This window comes from Pseudanabaena sp. FACHB-1998 (assembly GCF_014696355.1).
Taxonomy (GTDB): Bacteria; Cyanobacteriota; Cyanobacteriia; order Pseudanabaenales; family Pseudanabaenaceae; genus Pseudanabaena.
Map to the genome: position 1 here is coordinate 194,887 of NZ_JACJQA010000003.1, position 22,133 is coordinate 217,019.

Sequence of the window (22,133 nt, forward strand, 5' to 3'; positions counted from 1 at the left end):
GGGTTTTAAGTAAGCGCAAAGCGCTGTATTACAGCGCTTCGCATCTTAGAAAATTTGATTAGTGTTAACGCTCGCCTTATGATACTAAGAACAGCACCACAGCAAGAATTCGATAGAGAGATCGAGATTAATGACTGCCGAAGCAATACATAGCAAGTCTGAGCATGAGCCAAGTAGCCCAAAGGACTGGTCATGGAAATTTTGGCAAGTAGTGCCACTTTATCCCTATGGACAAAGACGCACAATTCGACAAGAAATCGTCAAAGATCAAATTTGGACATTTGAGCAACTTCAAGGAATTTTTTATGTAGTTGTACCCATTCGGATGACGGTGGTGAAATTGGAAGCAGGAGGACTGCTGGTATACGCTCCTGTTGCACCAACGCCCGAATGTATTCGCCTTGTTAACGAGCTAGTTGCGGAGCATGGCGATGTTAAATACATCATCTTGCCGACGGTCTCAGGCATTGAGCATAAAGTATTTGTGGGGCCATTTGCGCGACAGTTTCCTCAAGCTCAGGTTTATGTCTCTCCCCATCAATGGAGTTTTCCGTTCAATTTGCCTCTAAGTTGGTTGGGACTGCCTTGGGGGCGCACCCATCTTTTGCCGTCCGATTCCTCTCACGCTCCCTTTGCGGATCAGTTTGACTATGCAATTCTGGGTTCCATTGAGTTAGGCTTAGGGAAGTTTGCCGAAGTTGCCCTTTTAGATAAGCGATCGCAAACTTTGCTAGTCACCGATACAATCGTATCCATTACCGAATATCCTCCCGAAATCCTCCAAATCGATCCCTATCCTTTGCTGTTTCACGCTAGAGACAGCGCCGCCGAGCCGATCGCCGATACGCCCGTTAATCGCATTCGTGGTTGGCAAAGAACCTGTCTATTTCTCTTCTATTTCCGTCCGCGAGTTTTGGAAACTGTCTCTTTAGTCCAGTCATTACTCGATATTACCAAGGCTCCAGAGCGATCGCGCAAAGCATTCTTTGGGCTATTTCCCTTTCGATGGAGAGAAGATTGGTATCAATCCTTTGAAGTGTTGCGCGGTAATGGCAGAATTTTTGTTGCTCCCATTCTCCAAACCCTAATTCTCAATCGTGATCCTCAATCGGTGATTCAATGGGCTAATAAAGTAGCAAGTTGGAACTTTAAGCGCATTATTCCTTGTCATTTTGACAATGCGATCGCCGCTACACCCAATGATTTTCGTCAAGCCTTTAGCTTTTTAGAAAAGGATTCTCAATTTAAGACTACTTCTAGTCTACCCGAAGAGGATTTTACAGTTCTCAATCAAATTAACAATCTTTTACAAAGCAATCGCATCATTTTTAAAGCAAAGGAAAAAGTCTAAGCGATGTAGCTATCACACGAATCATCTCAATCACATAACATTTATGCACTTTTGATCTACAGAGCTTTGTACGTTTGATTAGATAATCGAGATTTACGGATTTTCAGATTTCATTGATAACTGGTCGTCTAATTGTGATGAGTTTTGCTTAATTAATCGCATTAGCAATCTTAGTCCTTCATTGACTGATTCCGAATTTGGAAATAATTTAGCAACATCAGGATCTAGGGTGACGGTGACAGCGCTTTTCTTTCTTCCCTGACCACAAGCAACAACGGTCATTTGAGTAAAATCATATTCAGGAAGTAAATCATCTTCCATCTCAATCTCAAAGTTCTGATTCATATACGTGAAGATAAGACGACTGCGGGGCGACATTTGATACCAGTAACAGCAGGAAAATCAACGGTCACTATATCGCCAGATTGAACTTTCACTCAGTTATCTCCTCTTCTTCAAACAAAGCAGTCACCGCATATTGCATAGAAAAAGCAGCTAAGTCTAGTTGATCCTGCTCTGTCCAAGTGTCGCTATTATCAATAACAGCAACGTCTTGTTTGACTAAGCCATTGAGAATCAGTGTCGCTAACTGTAGTCTCTCAGTTGGTGGAAGGCTTGAAATAATCTGTGTATAGATTTCCTGAACAGCTTTTGGCATAAGACATTATTAAAAGACTACATATATTCTAATTCGCGATAGCCCCCAACCCAAAATCAACAAACAGCGATCACCTTTTCATCTCCTCAACACAAAAGGGATCGCCACTAATCAAAATTAACTAGCGATCGCCTGTTTTCTGGGTTAATATCCACGATTGGGTTTACAGTCGGAAAAACTTATTGCTTCTGTATCCAAAAAACTAGCGATCGCCATTTCAATGGTTGCTTCAATTGGATAATCTATTTCTTTGGCACGAGCAATAATTGCTGATCTAATTCTCTCAGGTAGAAGTTTTAAAATAACTTCTGCATCTTTAGATGAGATTCGCTCTACCATTTCTACTTGCATAAATTTACTACTCCATTGGGATTTGGACATTGTAGGGTGGCTCAGTAGCTCGAAGAATTATTGCCTCTAGCTCCAATAGTAACGCAGGATTCTGGGAATATGGGATTATTTGTACAGCAATACGCACATCTTCATCTTTGTATTTATCAAGCCATGCCCACAGAAAAGCTTTATGCCCACCTTTAAAACGACTCCTTAAACTTTTAGTTTTGCCAATGTAAAGCAAACCTTCATACTTGTGTCTGATTGCATAAATGCCAGGGAGATTAGGAATATTGCTAAAATCGCGATCTAATGACTGGCATTCTTCAAAGGGAGTGAAAGCGATCGCATCTAAGATACTTTTGGCTTGTTTTTGTATTTCAGATTCGCTCATTGGCATAGAAATCAATTTTGAATAATGTGCTGACTATTTTAACCTGCGATCGCTCCTCCCTTTCTCCACAGCAAAGCGATCGCCCCTAACCAAATATCAACAATTAGAGATCGCTCCTCCCTCTCTTCACCACAAAGCGATCGCACCCAATCAAATAAGAGTATTTAGGGTTGCTCGTATAACCTCATCACTAACTAAATTACTAATAAGGTAGCCCAACGTCTAAATAACTAGAAGAGATTAAATTGTTATTCACTAGTATTGATTCGACTGTTTTTTCACTCACATTGAAGTGTGCAGAAGCGTTTTCTATAGCTGATTGCGAGTAGTCATTATCTAAATAAGCCTGTAAGCTACTGAGAGGACAAAGAAATTCAGCAGCAAAAGCACGCTGATACTTCTGCCTTGAAGTTCTAAGATCTGTGCTGGCAAGCCAAGATGTACCCTTATTACCATAGAGTAAATAGTCGCCAAGAAGTCTGGCTAGTTCAAATCTCTTTGCAGTTGGATGTGGTTTTCTGGGGTGAAAATGAAGTTCACCATTATCTAATGGGACTGCAACTGAGATATGTTGTCTGTTAGGAGGATTCCAATGTTCATACTCAGACTCCTGTAAACCAAGTAGTTCGCACAGTTTGCCGTTAGACATCGGTTCCTCTCCAATGTCAATAGCTTCACGTGTGCGGATTGCCAGATCGTTCGCTCGCTGCCAAGGTGCATTTGGAATTTCTTGATCAAAAGAATGGTCAAGCAAAATATTGGGCTTTCCTCTCAGCCCTGATGAATCACTAATTAGATCTGTGATTGCACTGAGTGGCTCTTCTTTTGAATCCTTGCCACAAGTGGGGGCTAGTTCTGAAAGTGTTTTCATGCCCATTCGCTTGCCAAGGTTAAGAGCAGATTGGACAATGGCTTCAGGACACTCATCAGGATCAAAACCCAATTCGGCTTCACAACGTCGGTAATTCGTTGCATTTATATCAGAACGTTCTTCTTTAACTTCCTCCCAAAGGTTAGACAACGATGTATCGTAAACTGAAGTTGCATTGAGACGACTTATGACAGAGTCAATAAATGTCTCTGCTATGTGATCAAATTCAAGAAAGTTGACTGAGACTGGAAAATCAAGACTATTTATGTATCTAACAGACTGTTTATCAGCCGCGTTAGATGAGGTAGACCATAGCTGTATTGATTCTGTATCTGAAGCAAATATTACCCTTGGCCAAATAAACCCTTGGTTGGCAGCAGTGAGTTCATGCGCCATCCTCCAGTCAACCGATGGCTTGTTTCCAGTAGGTGGGAGAGGCTCAAAAAGCAACCTCCACCATGAGGATGCTATCCACATAGCCATAGGATAAGCAGAAACTAAAACAGAATCATCAATTTTTTGAGTCCAAATATTCTCGTTCTGAGTAAGATTTACGCCTCCTGCTCGTAATGTAAACTTACCCATAGTTTGTTGGATTTCGGGCGAATCGTACCCACTTATCAGCCATTCAAAATTAGGACTTAGCATATTTACTCCTTTCACTCCATGCAGCAATTACTTTGGCGCAAAAAGGATCTTCTCTTTGCATAGGATATCCGTGGTAAGAACCTGTTTCAGATGAATCAATCTGTGCTTCTAGTGGAGTCCCATCATCCATAACTGACCAAATGTTTTTAGGCCACTGCCCCTCAAAACGATCACTAACCAAGCCATTCTTCAAACCTTTCTGTAGCAGTTCTAGAGCTTCTTTTCTAGTAAAGACTTTAACAGAGTCACAAAGAGATTTACCTGCTCTAGGACAACTAGGCGGGATGAGTTTAAAATCGCCTGGATTTTTCTTGTGTTCAGCGTTTCCACCATACTTAGCCTTTAAAGAAAGGTCTGAAAGCTGTTTAAAGTCACATTCGTTGATCTCAAGCATTCTACGTTTGGGGTTGAACTTATTGTTTCGCGGTTTCATGACTACAAAAAGGGGCGTTTGCCCGTAACATATTTCCATATTTCATACAGACAGCAGATGCATTTTGAGTTTTGTGTGGTTTTGGCTGCATATCTCTACAAATTTGCTCTAGCTCATAACTTCATCATAAATTCTGTACAAATAGAACTAATTATATTAGTTGCCGCAAAGTCAATTCCACCTTATTGCTTATAAATTTTTATATTGAATGTCTAATTTTTACAAAAGTTTGTAATTTCAGTGATTGATAGTACGAGTAAGGAGCATCACCAGAAAGTAAATCATCATCTTCCACTTCCTGCATCAACTTAGCCAAACCAAAATTTTCTAAGATTTCTTTGATTTGATTATATATAGCTATAGGGATTTGCACCGCAACAGGACGGTGCTGCTCATCAAAAACATATTGCTTTGGGATATCAAGCATCAGTAAACTACCTCAATATTCTTGTCATATACTAGCACTAGCCATTTTGTACGTGAATGCAAATACTATTGCGACCTATTGCGACATTTTTATAAAAATATGCTTGTTTTGTTACAATGCAAGAATATCCTACGCAATGGGGTGATATTTAGCCATGGCTAAAAAATCTAAAGAAAGCGGCTTAAATAGCTCAGTCGCAAACAAAACTGCAAAGAAAAAAGCTTTGAGTCGGAAAAAAAAGGTTGAGGCATCCAAAAAAGCTAATCAGGCAATGATGAGGGCTTGGAAATTGATCTCACAGAGAAGCTTTAATAGCCCAAATGCCAAAGATCACATTTGACACAAATATTTTCATATCTCGAAAATATGCTCAACTGCCAGACAGTTTCTATATGTCGGTTGTCGTGCTTCAAGAGCTTGTTGTAGGGGCGCATGATGATAGTGAACTGAAAGCTTTAAATATTGCGCGGCGAGAGTAATGAAAAATCGGGAAAGCTATTAGTTCCAACAGCAGAAGATTGGTGGCTTGTAGGGAAAGTTATTTATGCTTTGCAAAAAGGATTAAAGTCCCGTACAGGTGGACTAACGCCCAAAATGTCTGTCGATCAAAAATATCGTATAACCCATGATGTTTTGATCGCGAGAACCGCAAAGAGAGCAGGAGTAACTGTGGTTACAGATAACATCAAGGATTTTGAAGCTATTCAGAAATTTTGCAATGTAAGGTTTATGAATGGAGATGATTATTTTTTTAGATAACAAAAAAGCCCCGCAATGCGGGGCTTTTTTGTTTGTTAAAGCTTAGTAACGAGCGCTGTTAGGCTTGTGTACGATGAAGCTTTGGACTTGGCACTGCTTGATGTTGTCGAAAGCAACAACACGAATGAAGCTACCAGGATAGCTAGAGCGGCAAGCTTGCACTTCGCTCAAAACTTCTTGAGGAGTTCTGGCGTTGAACAAGGGCAACTTCCAAAGAGTCCAATAGTGGATTGCAGGATCGGAATCTTCGTTAAATTCGATCGCAGGATAGAAACCTTGCTTCAAGGTGTACTCGATTTGACGAGTGATTTGAGCATCGCTCAAAGGGGGAAGGTAAGAAAGAGTTTCGTAGTGACGCTCTTTAGGTAAAGTTTGCATTATTTCCTCGCGATTGAAATTATATTGCTATTGATTTTGTTGGGTGGGAGCGCGATCGCCTTCAACAACTGGATCTAGATCTGAATCTGACACAACTTCTAAAGGAACTTCGAGATTAGTTTCAGAACTAGCTTCTAAACTAGGTTCTAAATTCTCACATTCTGCATATCCTTCCGAAGCTGGCACATTCATGATGTGTTCAAAGTGTTGACGACGAAGCTGCATATTTGATTGTTGGATTCCAGTACGAGTCATTTCTGGCAAAAAATCTAAAATCTCATTCGCTAGATGTTCTCGCACCGTCATTACTCTAAAAGCCATTTCTTGGTGAACTGCGAACAGATCTTTGATATAAAGTTCGCCATTTTGGAGTCTTTCGCGCGTCGAGAACTGATTAAACCAGAGAGCTTTTAACCTATCAGTTTCTTCCAATTGCTCGGCAATCGTCTTTACAGCTTCAAATGTCAAAAAATTTATTAACATTTTGGCGGTGGACTTAGTACTGCGCTTGATATCCATAGGCTCACTTAACCAAGATTTCTTAATATAGTGTTTCGCAATGCGAAACACTATATTAATGGAGCTAATTGATTAGAGGGTATCCATTGCTTCAAACTCGAACTTGATTTCCTTCCAAAGTTCAAGAGCAGCATTCAATTCAGGAGACCAACGACCAGCTTCACGAAGGATGTCGCCACCTTCACGCATCATGTCGCGACCTTCGTTACGAGCTTGTACGCAAGCTTCGAGCGCAACGCGGTTAGCGGTTGCACCAGGAGCAGCACCCCAAGGATGTCCCAAAGTACCACCACCGAACTGTAAGCAAGAATCATCGCCGAAGATTTCAACGAGCGCAGGCATGTGCCATACGTGGATACCACCCGAAGCAACGGGAAGTACACCAGGCATAGAAGCCCAATCTTGAGTGAAGTAGATACCACGATCGCGATCGAGTTCGATGTGGTCTTCACGCATTAGGTCAACAAAGCCCATGGTGATGCCCTTTTCGCCTTCGAGCTTACCAACAACGGTTCCAGAGTGGAGGTGATCACCACCAGACATACGCAAGCACTTAGCCAAAACGCGGAAGTGAATCCCGTGGGTCTTTTGACGGTCAATAACTGCGTGCATAGCGCGGTGAATGTGCAACAGCAAGCCATTGTCACGGCAGTACTTAGCAAGAGTGGTGTTAGCTGTGAAGCCACCAGTCAAGAAGTCATGCATGATGATCGGAGTTTTGATTTCCTTAGCGAAGGCTGCACGTTCCATCATTTGCTCACAAGTAGGAGCAGTAACGTTCAAGTAGTGACCCTTGATTTCGCCAGTTTCAGCTTGAGCTTTTTCGATTGCTTCTTGTACAAACAGGAAGCGATCGCGCCAGCGCATGAAAGGTTGAGAGTTGATGTTTTCGTCGTCTTTGGTGAAGTCCAAACCGCCGCGTAGACATTCGTATACTGCACGACCGTAGTTCTTAGCAGACAAGCCCAATTTAGGCTTAATGGTACAACCCAATAGAGGACGACCGTACTTGTTCAACTTGTCGCGCTCAACTTGGATACCGTGAGGAGGTCCTTGGAAAGTCTTCAAGTAAGCAATAGGCACACGGATGTCTTCTAGACGAAGTGCGCGAAGAGCCTTGAAACCAAATACGTTACCAACCAATGAGGTGAGCAAGTTGGTTACAGAACCTTCCTCGAACAAGTCAAGAGGATAAGCGATGTAAGCAATATATTGATTATCTTCGTTAGGTACTGGTTCGACATCATAGCAACGACCTTTGTAGCGATCGAGGTCGGTCAACAAGTCTGTCCATACAGTAGTCCATGTACCTGTAGAAGATTCTGCGGCAACTGCTGCTGCTGCTTCTTCTGGAGGTACGCCTGGTTGAGGCACGAAGCGGAAAGCGGCGAGAAGGTCAGTATCTCTGGGGGTGTAGTCGGGGGTATAGTACTTTAGTTTATAGTCCTGAACACCTGCGTCGTACCCAGCCTTGGCTTTAGACTGTGTTTTTGAGTAAGACATTAATATCTCCTTACTAGAGTTAAATTGAGAATCGTTTAAATTTCCACCATCCGTCCAATGGCAGTTTGCTCCCGTGAGAGTGCGTCAGGCAAAATCATGCCTCAAGACTCAAAACGATGATTGACAGTAATCAAGACTAAAAGGCAAGCTGCGGAACTGAAAAATTTTCTGGGTTCTGTGCGTCACTGAGTCTTAAAACTGGGTTGCCCGCAAACTGCACGGGGCGCTGCAAAAAAACTGGAAGAGTCAGAGTTCAAAAAATCAAATCAAAAAGTTAAATCGAAAAATTAAATCAAAAATTAGCTCTCTAATTGGCTTTTTGTTAGCTGCCTCTTTGGTGGAATATTTTTTGCTTTATATAAGTTAATCCTATCAGGAATTCTTCGTGTGAAGTCCTTGAGCGATGTCTTTAATTTAAACATAAAGTGCGTATCTACATTTACTTTTTTTGAAAATTTTTTTGAGTAAAGCACCATTTTTGCTTATAAATTCATATAAAAAATTTATATCACTCTAATAAGTTAGATATATCCCCTGATACTTGTTTATACAGTTTTTTTTGAGTTGATTAAGCTTAAAGCTTGCTATATCAAGCTTTGCCCGATGAAATTGGCAATGAGTTTATATTAAGAAAAATGCGTGGATATTATTCAATTTTTGCGATCGCCCGATACATATTGATACTAAAAGCGATAGGAATGGGTAGAGATTTTAACAATATTAAATCAATATTAGAAATCCTAATCACTCAGATATAAATACAAAATCAATCTATTTTGTTCGGACATTATTATTAACATAGTTGTTAAATTGTCTAGAGTATTTGTACTCATAGTCACGAAGAGAAGGGTGGTACAAAGCGCCGCCCTTCTCTTCAGCTAGGTCAACGGGAAGCTTGGCGATTAAGCCATGAAATCAAGACTTGCTCTAGGGTTTGGTTGTTTTTGTGCATTTCTTGCTTGACCCATTGAGCGATCGCGTCAATCGCGGAGAAACTAGCCCCAGCTTTCCATTTGACATCAATGCCCATAGAGGTCAGGTGCGTACCTTCGAGGGTTTGTAAATTTACTGTTTTGGGAAATTTTTGCTTGAGGATCTCCGCGAGACTGGAAATCTCGTCGATATCGTCATCAATAAACTTGATGAGTAAATTGTGAGTAGTTTGGTAGTTTGCCCTAACTAGCTGCTCGGTTTCCTTGGGGGTAGGGGTAAACTCCATCGCTGACATTTCAGGGATAGTGCCTGAGAGTTCTTTAAAGAAAGGGATTGAGCGATCGGCGCTGTAGTTGTTGTAAGCAATATAAATATTGCCAGCACGGGTGGGTTTATACAGACTATTAATTAATAGATGAATTTTGCAACCCATGCTATGTCCCATGCCAAACACGGGAAAATAATCCAGAAATAGTTTGCTGCGTGCCTTGCGAAAGGATGTATGAACATCACGGGCAATTTGGCGATGGTCAAAGGTGTTATTGAGGAATGGGGTGGCGACGATCGCATAGTTATTTTGAGCAAGTTGCTCTAGCACGCGGCTATAGGCAACCTGTGGGGCAGCAGCAAAAAATGCACCACCAAGAAAGTGAATCACACCTTTGGGATTAGCTGGAGTCAATACCCAATTTTCTTCAACCTGCTTCCATTGCATTGGCTTAGCCACTATTTGTGTTTTACACTTCTTTACATCTTCCTTATCTTAGTCAATTCACCCATGGAATCAAATATTTTTACATCGCTGATCTTGCCGATCGCCTTAGGAACGATGATGCTGGGTATGGGTTTATCCCTTGTGCCAGAGGACTTTCGTCGGGTGGGAAAATATCCGAAAGCGGTGGCAATCGGCTTGATCAGTCAATTGATTCTATTGCCACTCATTGGGTTGGCGATCGCTAAGCTTGTCCCCATGCAACCAGCGATCGCTACGGGTTTGATGATTCTGGCTTTATGTCCGGGGGGAGTTTCCTCAAACTTGGTCACATTTTTAGCGAAAGGGGATGTTGCGCTCAGTGTGACATTAACGGCTTTGAGTAGTTTGATTACGATATTTACGATTCCTGTTTTTGCGAATCTGGCTAGCCAACATTTTTTTGGGCAAGGTGCGGCGGTTGAGTTGCCAATTGGCACGACAATTCTGCAAATTTTTGTGATTACATTTCTACCGATCGCGATCGGCATGAGTATTCGTCAATTTGCGCCTAACCTATCTGCAAAATTAGAAAAAGTAACCAGTGTTTCGGCAGCCGTATTATTGGCAGTAATTATTTTGTTGCTGATCATTAAAGAATGGAGCCGTCTGCCAGACTTTATTGTCCAAGTTGGGGTTGGCGTTTTGCTATTAAATACGCTTTCGATGGCGACAGGATTCTATTTGAGCAAATTTTTTCAGCTTAACCCCAAGCAACAAATCTGTATCAGCATTGAAGTGGGTCTGCAAAATGGAACTTTAGCGATCGCGATTACCGCAGGATTGCTCAATAATCCAGATATGGCGATTCCTGCGGCAATTTATAGCTTACTGATGTATGTAACGGGATTATTGGCGATCGGTTATGGTCGTAAATTGGCTGAAGAATAAAAAAAGAGACGGCGTAGCCGTCTCTTTTTTTATTCGCGATTAGGCTTGTCAGTGGCGCGATTTAGCAGCCAGAGGGAGGTGACTAAGCCGACAAAGTGGGCAAAGATAATATTGAAACTGGCTTGAATAATCTGAAAGTCGAGGGGCTGAATGGTCAGGTTAAAATTTCCTGCTCCTGCAAATACACCCTGTTGCGATCGCAGGGTGAGCGCTCCCACAATCGAAGCGGCTCCGATCAAAGTAATCAGCGTCCCCACTAGATTAATGATGATGCCAATTTTGATTTGAAATACGGTTTGGCTTTTGGTGGGACGATCAGGCGATCGCAACTTGTTCGCCATTTGGGTATAACGAAAATTCCAAAAAATACTTGCACCAAGCACGGCAATCCCTGCCCAAGCAAAGCTTAAACCCGGCAGTGTCGCAGGGTTGCTATCTGCGCCTGAGGGTACATTGGTGGTGGGAGATTTTAAAAGGATCAGTTGTAATAACACCAGTGCCGAAACTACGCACAAAACAACCTGTGTCCAGAAGGAAGCCCAACCCCAGCGCCGAAATGCTAAAACCACGCGCAGGACATTGGGCGAAACATCGCTGTTATCTTCTTCTTTTGGTGCGTTTTTGAGTTCTCTGGGCATAGTTGATCCGAAATAAACGAATTTACTGTTTTTTGTTTAAATGGGACGCGAGCTTTGTCCGCGCTACATTTGCACGATGCGTTAGTTTTCCCTAAGTATATCAGGACGTAAAACCTAAAAAGGAACAGAAATTCGTAAATGAATTAACTTTTGCGATCGCGGATGTCTGAACGTTAGCTCCTTGGCATGAAGATGTAGGCGATCGGTAGCAACCTGACAACCATAGAGGCGATCGCCTAAAATCGGCATTCCTAAACCACGGGGATCGACCGAGTGAACTCTCAATTGGTGAGTGCGTCCTGTTAAAGGCGTAAACTCGACGCGCGAATAGTTCTGTTGATAGCCAATTAGGCGAAACTTGGTAACGCTCGGCTTACCTTTCTGAAAGTCCACCTGTTGACGGGGACGATTCTCAGGATTACCCCATAGAGGGAGATCAATTACGCCTTCTTTGCGTTCAAGTTTGCCCGATAGTAGCGCCTCGTAGATTTTATGAATTTCTTTTTGTTGAAATTGAGCGCTTAAATTGCGAAGAGTTTCTAAATCATGGGCAAATAATAAAATCCCTGAAGTTTGGCGATCGAGGCGATGGACTGGGTAAAGGAGAGAAGATTCCCCGAGAGTTTGCTGTAATCTACTTAGCGCACTGTCTTGAGTGTCGAGGTAGCGTCCGGGGATGGAGAGAAGCCCTGCGGGTTTAGCGATCGCCAGTATGCATTTGTCATCATAAATAATTTGAAAATGTTGCGAAGCAACATTTTCAAGGACAGAAAGATTTTGAGAATGTTGCTTCGCAACATTCTCAAAAGAAAGGGGGGCTGGTGGAGATCTCCTCCCCGACAACAGAAATCCCATTAAGGGTTGACATCGCTCCACACAAGCACCATAAAACTCACCTTGAATTTTGTAACCGTCGAGAGATGGTTTTCCCCACCAGAATTCAGCCATTGCTAAGGGCTTAAGATTATGATTCGCCGCATAATCTAATAATTTGGGAGCGCAACAATCTCCCATTCCTGTTGGCATTGCGCCTTCGGTGATTAATTCCCGTAGCGATCGCGTTTCTCCTGCGAAATTGGTTAATACATAAGCCCTGTGCATCTGGGTTTGCAAAGTCCGCGATAACTCGCGACGTTGAGTTTTGAGAATTTGCATTTTACAATCAGCAGCCTTAATTACTTCTAGCAGAGGTAAAAGAACTTGATCGCGATCGCGTTTAAAATTTCGCCTTGCCATCTTTTCCCTTTGACTTTCTCCCTCTAATTCTTTGAGAGCAAGTTCTAATTCTGTACCTGTGAAGGCGGCTAACAATTGCGATCGCTTAGCTTGTCTTGCTTGTTTAAAAACTTGATGGCGATCGCGCAAAACTTGTAATTGGAAAGCATATTCTTGAAATTTTTGTTCATACTCTAAACGTTCAGGAATCTCGCTTAGTTCAATTAATTCTTGTTTAATTAGGGCTAATTGATTTAAGGTAATGGATTCTGCGATGGCGACTTTTTCACGACCTGCGATCGGGGGAATCCATCCGTCCAGATGACTTTTGCCATTTAATAAGCCCGAAAAAGCCTTGAGAACCAACTTCTCTCCTATTTCCGATTCTGCTAGCAATACCCCATACATTTTTCCTTCCATTCCTGAAAAGACTTCGGTTGAGCAAGGCTCAACTGAAGTCTTTTCATAATCTTTTTCCAGTTCTTGCATTAACTGGCGGGCGATCGCCTCGATCTCTAAAGTGCGCGGCAGCCGAAACAAATCACCACTATAGGGACAAATCCCTTCATACCAATAGTTAACCGTTTGATTATCCTCTGAGGCAAGTATCATAGCAGAAGTATCATATAGTTAAGGAGTGGCGGCGCTTCGCGCCGCCACTCCTTAACTTATAAATCCTTATGAGTCACCCTAGCAACCCCTTTCTGAAACTCAATTACGAACCTGTGATCGAATCCCTAGCGGACTATCATGATGTTGTGTCTGCTGCTGAATTTCCGCTTCATAAATTACGCTGGCGTAATGATGATATTTTGCCAACGTTAGGGCTTGAAGCCTCTCAGGTGAGCGATGATGACTTTATCGAAGCCTTTGGACATTTTCAAGCGGTGCGACCATTTTTAGCCCTGCGCTATCATGGCTATCAATTTGGTGAGTATAACCATCAACTGGGTGACGGACGCGGCTTTATCTATGGACAAGTGCGCGGAATTGATGGAGAACTCTACGATTTTGGGACAAAAGGATCAGGTCGAACTCCCTACTCACGGACTGCGGATGGTCGGCTCACGCTCAAGGGTGGTGTGCGCGAAATTATCGCTTCCGAAGCTTTACATCGCATGGGTGTAAAAACTTCCCGTTGTCTGAGCCTTGTTGAGACTGGTGAAGATCTGTGGCGAGGGGATGAACCATCGCCAACTCGCTCCTCGGTAATGGTGCGCTTTTCGCGATCGCATATTCGTTTTGGCACATTTGAGCGTTTGCGTTGGATTGGTAGCCCTGACCTCACCCGCAAACTGCTAGATCATGTTCTCCAAATTTATTATCCCCATCTCGTTAGGATAGAGACTTGCGACGCTTCGCGTCACAAGTCTCCAACATCAGATCAAGAAGTAAATAAAGATGTTCAAGCACAGCAAGATCAAAAATTCTATTTAGAACTAGTGGAACGAGTGGCAAGGCTTTGCGCTCAATGGATGGCGGTAGGTTTCTGCCATGCGGTTCTCAATACCGATAATATGTCGATTACAGGCGAAAGCTTTGATTATGGTCCTTTCGCCTTTATCCCTAGTTACGATCCGCGATTTACGGCGGCTTATTTTGACTATGCAGGTCGCTATAGCTACGCCAATCAACCTGCCGCTTGCTATTGGAACTTAGAAAAGTTGCAAGATCCTTTAAGCATGGTGATGGATAAAGATGATATGCAAGCTTCATTGCAAAAATTCAAAGATTTCTATCGAGTTGCCTATTGCGAAATGATGCTGAAGCGATTGGGATTTACTACACTTTCCAAGCCTGAAACTGAAGACTTAATTGGTGCAACCTTAGAGTTATTATCCAATGTGCAAGCGATCGGCTATAACCAATTTTTTGTAAAACTCCGTCAATCTTTCCAAACTGATTGGCGAGAAGATGCTAAAAATATTTTTGCCAATCACGATTGGGAAATTACAGAGGAACAATTGCCAATATTGGAAAAATGGCGCGAAGTTTATCATCAACTGCTGATCCGTCAACCGATCGCCGAGATGGCAAATGTCGCAAAGCAGCTTCAGCAAGCTAACCCAACAATTATTTTCTTGCGTCCCAAGATTGAGGAGTTATGGGAAAGAATTACTGTTGATGACGATTGGCAACCTTTTTATAAGGCGATCGCCCAACTAAAAGAGTAACTGTTAGGACTTCCGCATCGGGTAGATGTGGCGCAGGCTTCACTCGCGCCACATCTACCCAAAATCCAATAAATTCCTTAGCTTTGCATAAGTCCTAATATTTTAAGCTAAGCGCTATTTTGATGATTTCCTTTTCATTACAGTTTCACCTCGCACGTTAACACCAATTTTTTCAGCTAAAAGACTCAATCATAATAGAAAGAATTGTGGACTATCCTATTGCCATCATTGCTCAATCTCTTGTTCAAGAATATCTAAAAGTTCCAATGAGCGTAACCCTCGCCCGAAAATAACCGCGATCGCCTAGATCTAATTCTTCAATAATCGTAAATGTAGCGATCGCACTGCTGGAAATCAGTCAAGACTTAATATTTTCAAGATATTGGCTAGATACCATAATGATTATTGTCTGTTTGGTTGTAAAACCTGCAAACGCTCTTGAACAGATTGCCAAAGCTCATAAAAAACACTCCATTCAAAATAATCCATATCATCACCTAAACTGCCTTCGTTAAATCTTTGATAGAAAGTATCCGAAGCCATATGATATTGAAGTTCGTATGCTTGCCACTTAGTTTGTAGTTCAGAAGCTTGTTTAAGATTATTAGCTCGCTCTAGCTCAATGATTTTATTAAGAGAACGATCAATTAAATTACTGCGATATCCCTGTCGATAAAGTAATTCTAGAATTTGTAAAGGTTCAAGAGTTGGTGAGATCATACTTTTACACCCTATTTCTCAAAAATAACCACAGGTAGCAGATATAAGATATCAAATATAAATCGTCAATAGTATAGCGACGATTCCAAAGGATTAGCTGCTATCACCAAAATCCTGACGAGATCGCCTGCTTTCTCTAGCCGTTCCGCAATCCCAATATTGAGGTTCCGCACATTTACCGTTCCGCCTTGCACGTTAATACTAATTTTTTCAGACAAGAGATGGATCATAATATTAAAACTGACGAACGATCTTATTATTGTCAGATTTTGGTTGTATTACAAGTATTTGTGTAATTGGCAAAGCTAAAATCTAATTGATGCATAAATAGCTTTGCCATCAAAAATCATTAATAACCAGCTTTAAATTTCGGCTTTATCCAAGTAATCAAATCTCAACCCCTTGTTCAAGAATATCTAAAAGCTCTTAAATGTTAGCATGTAACCAGAATCGCCTTATTACTACCATTAATGCGATCGCGCTAGATTTTGATTGTTACTGGTCTAACAAATAAACCGATATATTCTTTTTAAAACTCTATAAGTCCATTTGCTAGGTAAATTAAATGGATAGATACATCAGCATAATAAAAAACGATATCAAGATAAGATAACTCTTCTAAACATTGCGGGAGAATTATCCTATTTTAATTTTATGCTTAAATACTGCCAATTTACTTAATCAATCAATTATTACCTAGAATCTTGGATAATATTTATTTTGATAGAGTGACTCAAACTTATGGCGCTAAGAAATTTTCTCTAGATGATAACTGGGTGCAATTACTGTTAAGTTAGAGATCTAATCAAAAAGTTAGCTAAAAAATTTGACGAATCTTGCAATTATCTTACATACTGAAATACAATTATTAATTGTAAAATTGTTAGAAAAAAATGGCAAAAATTAAACAACCAGTCCAACTCTCAGGCGACGCATTATTACAGAAAGTTAAAGAGTTAGAACATCTATCTAAAGAAGAAAAAGCTAAAGCTTGTGGTTATGCAACCATTACCAAAAATAACCAAGCTCGTGTTAACTTGATGAAGTTTTATAATGCTTTGATGGAAGCGGATGGTGTAGAACTTGAATCGAAAGGTAGTGGCAAAGGTGGACGTAGTGCGAGTTATCGCGTCAGTGTCCAAAAGAATGGCAATTTATTAATTGGTTCGGCTTATACACAACTTATGGGTCTAAAGGCTGGGGATGAGTTAGAAATTCGTCTGGGTCGTAAACATATTCATTTACGTCAAGTTGGTGCTGATGACGAAGAATAAATAGAAATAAAAAACAAAAAAACAAGCTTAATACTGACAGCTTGTTTTTTGCTTTTTAAGATGAAATTTTACCATTTTCTACTTGAAAAATTCGGGCTGAATTAAGCCACTGAGCATCAAACGATCCCAAATGAGTAGTTGTAATTATTGTTTGTACGCGATCGCCGATCGCATTTAAGAGATGATCTTGACGATGGAGATCGAGTTCGGCGAGTACATCATCTAATAGTAATAAAGGCGGCTCTCCAATTACGGATTCTAGCAACTCTAACTCAGCAAGTTTGAGGGCAAGCACTAGAGTTCTTTGCTGTCCTTGAGACCCATACTCTCGTGCAGGTGTAGCATTAATTGTTAGGGATACTTCATCGCGATGGGGACCAATTAAGCTAGTACCTTGATGTTGCTCAATGATGTTTTTTTGTAAAATCGCCTCAAAAAAAGCTTGCTGAATATTTTCAACTGGATCTGTTGGCGAAAAAATAAACTTGGGAACATAGGTGATTTCTAAATATTCACTGCCACCACTAATTGCTTGATGCCACGTACGTGCAATGGGAGTTATTCGTTCTAATAAACGCGATCGCCGCCTGATTAATCTTGTTCCAGTAGTAACTAGTTGAGCATCCCAAAGCGCCATTTGTTGGGGTTCGTATTGTACCTGTCCCTGTTTGATAGACTTAAGCAACGCATTTCTTTGGCGTAAAACTTGATTATATTGTTGTAAAAGATTGATATAAATTGGTTCTAGTTGAATGAGAACTGTGTCTAACCAATTGCGCCGACTGTCAGGACTACCGCGCACTAGGTCTAAATCTAGACTAGAAAACATGACTGCATTTAAATTCCCTAAAAAATCCAAATGTCTTGCTTGATTTACTCCATTTACATTTAAAGTCCTTTTGCCGCTAGCCCGCAACCGCATTAATAACTCAATGGGATAACTTTCTGGCGATCGCGATCGTTGATAAATTGCGTTAATCTCGGCGAGCGTTTCGCCGCTTTTGACCAGATCACGATCTTTACTAACTCGATGCGATCGCAGGGTTGCTAATAGCAAAACCGCTTCGAGCAAGTTGGATTTGCCTTGGGCATTGTTACCGACAATTACAGTTTTTGGGGCTGAGAAGGTTACTTCTTGATCGATGTAGTTGCGAAACTGCTTGATATGGAGAGATTTAAGATACATTCATGCAGATGATGCTATTGGCAGAATTTCTAGGATAAAGCTTTTTTTCAAAATTGCAGCGCTAATTTCTATTAACTTTACTCTTGACCTTAATTATTAGGATTTACGCAAAGCTAACGAATTTATTGGGCATTGAGTAGATGTAGCGCGGGCTTCGCCCGCGCTACATCTACTCAATGCGTAAGTAACCCAAACCTGTGGCGCACGCTCTGCGTGCGCCACAGGTTTGGGTTTTTAAACTTATCGAATAAAAGACGCGGCACAAATTGCTGCATCTTTTATTTGATGTTGTTATTAATTTTCTTAGTTGATTTTTTAGGATTTTTTATAACTGCGTTAGATTAACTTCAGTTCTGGAAAGTGGGGTATTACAGGTGAAAAAACTAACTAAAATTCAGGATAATTGTCAAAGCTTTGGGAAGCAAATTTGGCAGCGATCGCTATTAACGGGTGCAGCAATCGCCATGCTAGGCACTGCCTCCTTATCAATTAGCCATAATCAAGAAGCGGCGATCGCTCAGCAAATTTCCCAAGAAATCAGTCGCACAGGCAATCAAAAAGATTCTATACAAAACCAGTCGCCACCAATCCAAGCAATGCAAGTTGCTGGCTTAAATCTCCCATTTTTTGTATGGGTAATTGGCGGCGTGGTGATTATCTTTATTTTTCTGCCCCAGATGGGCTGGATCTTAGGATTAATCGTCATCGGTGAACGTGAAGTAGGAATCGTAGTTAAGAAGTTCTCTTTTAAAGGTGATTTACCCCCTGGACAATTAGTCGCCCTCAATGGTGAAGCGGGTTATCAAGCAGATACCCTCGCCCCTGGGTGGTATTTTGGCTACTATCCTTGGCAATATGGAATTCGCAAGGAAGCTGTAATTGTGATTCCCCAAGGGGAAATCGGGCTGATTATTGCCAATGATGGCAAATCTATTCCCCCCGATCGCATTCTTGGCAAAACTGTACCCTGTGACAACTTCCAAAATGCTAGACAGTTTCTCCTAGCAGGTGGCGAAAAGGGAAGACAAATCGGTATTTTAACCGCAGGAACCTATCGAATTAATACGGCTTTATTTTCGATTATTACCTCCACCAATGCCGATCAGAATGGGATGTCACCTGCGGAATTAAAGCTTTGTTCGATCGCTTCCGAGAAGGTCGGAATTGTCACAACTTTAGACGGAATTCCCATTGAAGCAGGGGCGATCGCGGGAGCCATTATTCCCGAACATGACAACTTCCAAAATGCTCAATTATTTATCGATGGGGGTGGTCGGCGGGGATTGCAGGAGCAAGTCATTCTCTCTGGTTCTTGGAATCTCAATCCTTGGTTTGCCCAAGTCGAACAGGTAAAAATGACAGAGATTCCCATTGGCTATGTGGGTGTCGTCATTTCCTTTGTGGGCGGCGCTCAGGATGATGTCAGTGGTGCGTTATTTACCCATGGACATTTAGTTAATGTCGGTGATAAAGGAGTATGGATTGAGCCACTTTACCCCGGTAAACATCCACTTAATACCCACATTATGAAAGTGGAACTAGTTCCCACTACGAATATTGTATTGAACTTTAGCGATCGCATTGAAGAACATGGCTATGACTCCAAACTCCGCGCCTTAAATGTGCGTTCTATCGATGGATTTGCCTTTAATCTGGAAGTTGCTCAAATCATTCATGTTGGTTCACTCGACGCGCCAAGGGTGATTTCTCGCGTTGGCTCTATGCAAAATCTTGTCGATCATGTTTTACGCCCGACCGTGGGTAATTATTTCCGCAATTCCGCCCAAGCTTATACAGTGTTAGATTTTCTGATCGCCCGTAGCGATCGCCAAGCCGAAGCTGCCGATTTTATCCGCGCCGCCATGCAATCCTATGATGTGCAAGCGGTAGACACCTTGCTCGGTCAGATCGAACCACCCGAAACCCTGATGCAAACCCTCACCGATCGCAAAATCGCCGAAGAACAGCGCAAAACCTATGAAGTCCAGCGAATTTCTCAAACGCAACGCCAAGAACTAGTCCGCGAAACTTCCCTCGCGGATATCCAAAGAGAAATAGTCACTGCCGAGCAAGGCGTGCGAATTGCCGAACTGCAAGCGAATGCCAAGGTCAAAGAAGCCAGTGGCGAAGCGGAAGCAATTCGGGTAACGGGTGAAGCCAAAGCCGATGCCTATCGCGCTGGGGTCAATGCATTGGGCGGTAATTCCTATGTGGCTCTGCAATTGATGCAAACCATCGGTGAAAGTCAGGTACGCGTTGTGCCAGATGTCGCGGTCAATAGTGGCGATCGCGGTTCAGGTTTGCTGGATGGTGTATTGGGAATGTTGCTTTGGAATCAAAATAAGGAATCAAAAGTAGAAAAAGTAGACAACTCCCATCATTTGCCTTAACCAAAAAATAGTGGTGAGAGACGATGTCTCTCACCACTATTTTTTTTCAAAGAAGATGGCGACGCTTTGTGTCGCCATCCTCTTCTTAAGTAATACATTGGGCGATCGCCTTAAAATTTGTTGCGGGGGCGATCGCGGGGATATCTATTTCTGAAAAGTAAGCCGAATATAAACTACAAGCCGACCACTTTCCCTGAACTGGCACGGTTAATAAACTGCAATAACCACCATTTCTACCTATTGGCGTATAACTTTTGCAAAATCGGCAATTCATATTCACATCTAATAACCAGATTATTCGCCAGATTAAGCGTATATCTTCATATTTATTGACCTCTACTTCAGTGATAAGTTGCTGAATTTATTGTGATCACGATCGCAGCAAATTTTACAGAGAGAAGGGCAGCCCTTTGCCCTGTCCTTCTCTGGTAGAGTTTTGATACAAGAGACAGTAGTTATATAGCAATGTAAGTTTTGTTTAGGACATAAAACCCAAAAAGCGAGTTGCGGCGCGAAGCGCCGCAACTCGCTTTTTGGGTTTTGGTTTGTACTGGCTAACTCTTGCTTTGCTATACTTAGTAGCCTAACCAACACAAAGACCCAAACCAATCAATAAAAGCATTGCTAAAAGCTATAATTACCAAATTGACAAAATATTTTGAATAGTCTAGGTAGTCATTGAGCGTGCCAAAAGTCGGTATTGTCTATAACGACGCAAAACCTGTCGCTGAGCGTGTGGCGTTGGATATGAAATTGTGGCTCGAAAAGCGCAATATCCAGACTGTCATGGCGACAGGACAAGGAGGCATTTTGGGGTATGGAAAACCCGATGCTCCCGTTTGTCACACCCAGATCGAAAGCTTAGTACCTTTGGGTTTCGATCAAGATTTAATGTTTGTAGTTGCTTTGGGGGGAGACGGTACGGTGTTATCCGCCTGCCGTCAAATCGCTCCTCTAGTTTTACCTTTGTTAAATGTCAACACAGGGCATATGGGTTTTTTGACCGAAACCTATCTCACGGATTGGGAAGAAGCTCTTAGCCAAATCCTTGAAGGTCAATATGTGGTCGAGCAGCGATCGATGATGACCGTGCGGGTCTACGACAACCAAGGATTATTGTGGGAAGCCCTATCGCTTAATGAGATGGTGTTGCACCGCGAACCCTTGACTAGTATGTGTCATTTTGAAGTGCGAATTGGTCATCATTTGCCTGTGGATATTGCGGCGGATGGCGTGATTATTTCTACTCCCACAGGCTCCACAGCCTATGCACTCTCCGCAGGGGGGCCTGTCATTGAGCCGGGAATTCCTGTGTTTCAGCTTATTCCCATTTGCGCCCATTCGATGGCTTCACGGGCTTTAGTATTTGCTAATACTGAGACTGTGACTGTAACTCCCGCTAATCGTCATCGCTTGGTGCTGGTAGTAGATGGTAATGCTGGCTGTTATGTCTATCCAGATTATCGAGTGGAGGTAGAGCGATCGCCATATCCTGCAAGATTCATTCGTTTACAAAAAGGTGAATTCTTTAAGGTCTTGCGTGAAAAACTGGGCTGGGGTCTGCCACATATTTCCAAACCAACTTCTGAAGAATTAAAGTAATTTGCACGCAAAGCTTGCAAATTAAGACGGCTATACAAATTCGCAATAAGTATATTTGAGAGCCGCACTAAAGTGCGGCTCTCAA

The 22,133-nt window shown here is 42.0% G+C and carries 25 protein-coding genes; 8 read left to right on the forward strand and 17 right to left on the reverse strand.

Going from position 1 to position 22,133, the window contains the following annotated elements; translation table 11 throughout:
• Window positions 1-130 precede the first annotated feature (130 nt).
• Window positions 131-1,351, forward strand: a complete 1,221-nt coding sequence (locus H6F42_RS01290) for a DUF4336 domain-containing protein (protein ID WP_190397538.1) — start codon at window positions 131-133, stop codon at window positions 1,349-1,351.
• A 93-nt stretch (window positions 1,352-1,444) separates the two neighbouring features.
• On the opposite strand, the gene H6F42_RS01295 is transcribed toward H6F42_RS01290, so the two are convergent.
• The 7 genes from H6F42_RS01295 to H6F42_RS01325 form a co-directional block, all read right to left on the reverse strand.
• Window positions 1,445-1,696 carry a hypothetical protein gene (locus tag H6F42_RS01295; protein ID WP_190397539.1) on the reverse strand — a complete coding sequence of 84 codons (252 nt, stop codon included), beginning with the start codon at window positions 1,694-1,696 and terminating at the stop codon, window positions 1,445-1,447.
• A gap of 88 nt (window positions 1,697-1,784) precedes the next feature.
• Window positions 1,785-2,009, reverse strand: coding sequence for a hypothetical protein (locus H6F42_RS01300; RefSeq protein WP_190397540.1), 225 nt, complete (start codon window positions 2,007-2,009; stop codon window positions 1,785-1,787).
• A gap of 144 nt (window positions 2,010-2,153) precedes the next feature.
• Window positions 2,154-2,360, reverse strand: a complete 207-nt coding sequence (locus tag H6F42_RS01305) for a hypothetical protein (RefSeq protein ID WP_190397541.1) — start codon at window positions 2,358-2,360, stop codon at window positions 2,154-2,156.
• Window positions 2,361-2,367: 7 nt separating this feature from the next.
• The gene (locus H6F42_RS01310) at window positions 2,368-2,742 is read right to left on the reverse strand and encodes a GIY-YIG nuclease family protein (protein ID WP_190397542.1); all 375 of its coding nucleotides are present in this window, start codon (window positions 2,740-2,742) and stop codon (window positions 2,368-2,370) included.
• A gap of 196 nt (window positions 2,743-2,938) precedes the next feature.
• Window positions 2,939-4,255 (reverse strand): hypothetical protein, encoded by a 1,317-nt coding sequence (locus H6F42_RS01315; protein WP_190397543.1) that lies wholly within the window; start codon window positions 4,253-4,255, stop codon window positions 2,939-2,941.
• Window positions 4,242-4,688, reverse strand: coding sequence for a hypothetical protein (locus H6F42_RS01320; RefSeq protein ID WP_190397544.1), 447 nt, complete (start codon window positions 4,686-4,688; stop codon window positions 4,242-4,244). Before H6F42_RS01320 ends, H6F42_RS01315 begins: the two co-directional genes overlap by 14 nt.
• Window positions 4,689-4,887: 199 nt before the next feature.
• Entirely contained in the window at window positions 4,888-5,115 is a 228-nt protein-coding gene (locus H6F42_RS01325; protein ID WP_190397545.1) for a hypothetical protein, read from the reverse strand.
• 154 nt (window positions 5,116-5,269) lie between these two features.
• On the opposite strand from H6F42_RS01325, the gene H6F42_RS01330 reads away from it, so the two are divergent.
• Together H6F42_RS01330 and H6F42_RS01335 are read left to right on the forward strand one after the other, a co-directional pair.
• A complete protein-coding gene (locus H6F42_RS01330) occupies window positions 5,270-5,455 on the forward strand; it encodes a hypothetical protein (protein WP_190397546.1) in 186 nt (61 codons plus the stop codon).
• A gap of 209 nt (window positions 5,456-5,664) precedes the next feature.
• Complete coding sequence (locus H6F42_RS01335) at window positions 5,665-5,874, forward strand: hypothetical protein (protein ID WP_190397547.1); 210 nt, start codon at window positions 5,665-5,667, stop codon at window positions 5,872-5,874.
• 42 nt (window positions 5,875-5,916) lie between these two features.
• On the opposite strand, the gene H6F42_RS01340 is transcribed toward H6F42_RS01335, so the two are convergent.
• The 4 genes from H6F42_RS01340 to H6F42_RS01355 form a co-directional block, all read right to left on the reverse strand.
• Complete coding sequence (locus tag H6F42_RS01340; protein ID WP_190397548.1) at window positions 5,917-6,252, reverse strand: ribulose bisphosphate carboxylase small subunit; 336 nt, start codon at window positions 6,250-6,252, stop codon at window positions 5,917-5,919.
• Window positions 6,253-6,279: 27 nt separating this feature from the next.
• Window positions 6,280-6,771, reverse strand: a complete 492-nt coding sequence (locus H6F42_RS01345; protein WP_190397549.1) for a chaperonin family protein RbcX — start codon at window positions 6,769-6,771, stop codon at window positions 6,280-6,282.
• Window positions 6,772-6,843: 72 nt separating this feature from the next.
• Window positions 6,844-8,274, reverse strand: coding sequence for a form I ribulose bisphosphate carboxylase large subunit (locus H6F42_RS01350; protein ID WP_190397550.1), 1,431 nt, complete (start codon window positions 8,272-8,274; stop codon window positions 6,844-6,846).
• Window positions 8,275-9,157: 883 nt separating this feature from the next.
• The gene (locus H6F42_RS01355; RefSeq protein WP_190397551.1) at window positions 9,158-9,922 is read right to left on the reverse strand and encodes a DUF1350 family protein; all 765 of its coding nucleotides are present in this window, start codon (window positions 9,920-9,922) and stop codon (window positions 9,158-9,160) included.
• A 63-nt stretch (window positions 9,923-9,985) separates the two neighbouring features.
• Between H6F42_RS01355 and H6F42_RS01360 the strand changes: the two genes are divergently transcribed.
• Window positions 9,986-10,849, forward strand: coding sequence for a bile acid:sodium symporter family protein (locus tag H6F42_RS01360; RefSeq protein WP_190397552.1), 864 nt, complete (start codon window positions 9,986-9,988; stop codon window positions 10,847-10,849).
• A 29-nt stretch (window positions 10,850-10,878) separates the two neighbouring features.
• Here H6F42_RS01360 and H6F42_RS01365 read toward each other — a convergent pair whose 3' ends face one another.
• Window positions 10,879-11,487: a DUF3611 family protein gene (locus H6F42_RS01365; protein WP_190397553.1), complete on the reverse strand. Its 609-nt coding sequence runs from the start codon at window positions 11,485-11,487 to the stop codon at window positions 10,879-10,881.
• Between the two features lie 114 nt (window positions 11,488-11,601).
• Complete coding sequence (locus H6F42_RS01370) at window positions 11,602-13,314, reverse strand: RluA family pseudouridine synthase (RefSeq protein ID WP_190397554.1); 1,713 nt, start codon at window positions 13,312-13,314, stop codon at window positions 11,602-11,604.
• 68 nt (window positions 13,315-13,382) lie between these two features.
• On the opposite strand from H6F42_RS01370, the gene H6F42_RS01375 reads away from it, so the two are divergent.
• Entirely contained in the window at window positions 13,383-14,876 is a 1,494-nt protein-coding gene (locus tag H6F42_RS01375) for a YdiU family protein (protein WP_190397555.1), read from the forward strand.
• A gap of 402 nt (window positions 14,877-15,278) precedes the next feature.
• Here H6F42_RS01375 and H6F42_RS01380 read toward each other — a convergent pair whose 3' ends face one another.
• On the reverse strand, window positions 15,279-15,596 hold the full coding sequence (locus H6F42_RS01380; RefSeq protein ID WP_190397556.1) for a hypothetical protein: 318 nt from the start codon (window positions 15,594-15,596) through the stop codon (window positions 15,279-15,281).
• Between the two features lie 65 nt (window positions 15,597-15,661).
• Window positions 15,662-15,814 (reverse strand): hypothetical protein, encoded by a 153-nt coding sequence (locus H6F42_RS01385; RefSeq protein ID WP_190397557.1) that lies wholly within the window; start codon window positions 15,812-15,814, stop codon window positions 15,662-15,664.
• A gap of 675 nt (window positions 15,815-16,489) precedes the next feature.
• Here H6F42_RS01385 and H6F42_RS01390 point away from each other — a divergent pair.
• Entirely contained in the window at window positions 16,490-16,870 is a 381-nt protein-coding gene (locus H6F42_RS01390; protein WP_190397558.1) for an AbrB family transcriptional regulator, read from the forward strand.
• Window positions 16,871-16,925: 55 nt separating this feature from the next.
• On the opposite strand, the gene recF is transcribed toward H6F42_RS01390, so the two are convergent.
• Window positions 16,926-18,056, reverse strand: coding sequence for a DNA replication/repair protein RecF (gene recF, locus H6F42_RS01395; protein WP_190397559.1), 1,131 nt, complete (start codon window positions 18,054-18,056; stop codon window positions 16,926-16,928).
• 464 nt (window positions 18,057-18,520) lie between these two features.
• On the opposite strand from recF, the gene H6F42_RS01400 reads away from it, so the two are divergent.
• On the forward strand, window positions 18,521-20,446 hold the full coding sequence (locus tag H6F42_RS01400) for an SPFH domain-containing protein (protein WP_190397716.1): 1,926 nt from the start codon (window positions 18,521-18,523) through the stop codon (window positions 20,444-20,446).
• An 85-nt stretch (window positions 20,447-20,531) separates the two neighbouring features.
• On the opposite strand, the gene H6F42_RS01405 is transcribed toward H6F42_RS01400, so the two are convergent.
• A complete protein-coding gene (locus H6F42_RS01405; protein WP_190397560.1) occupies window positions 20,532-20,720 on the reverse strand; it encodes a hypothetical protein in 189 nt (62 codons plus the stop codon).
• A 410-nt stretch (window positions 20,721-21,130) separates the two neighbouring features.
• Between H6F42_RS01405 and H6F42_RS01410 the strand changes: the two genes are divergently transcribed.
• Window positions 21,131-22,048, forward strand: coding sequence for an NAD(+) kinase (locus H6F42_RS01410; protein ID WP_190397561.1), 918 nt, complete (start codon window positions 21,131-21,133; stop codon window positions 22,046-22,048).
• Window positions 22,049-22,133 lie beyond the last annotated feature (85 nt).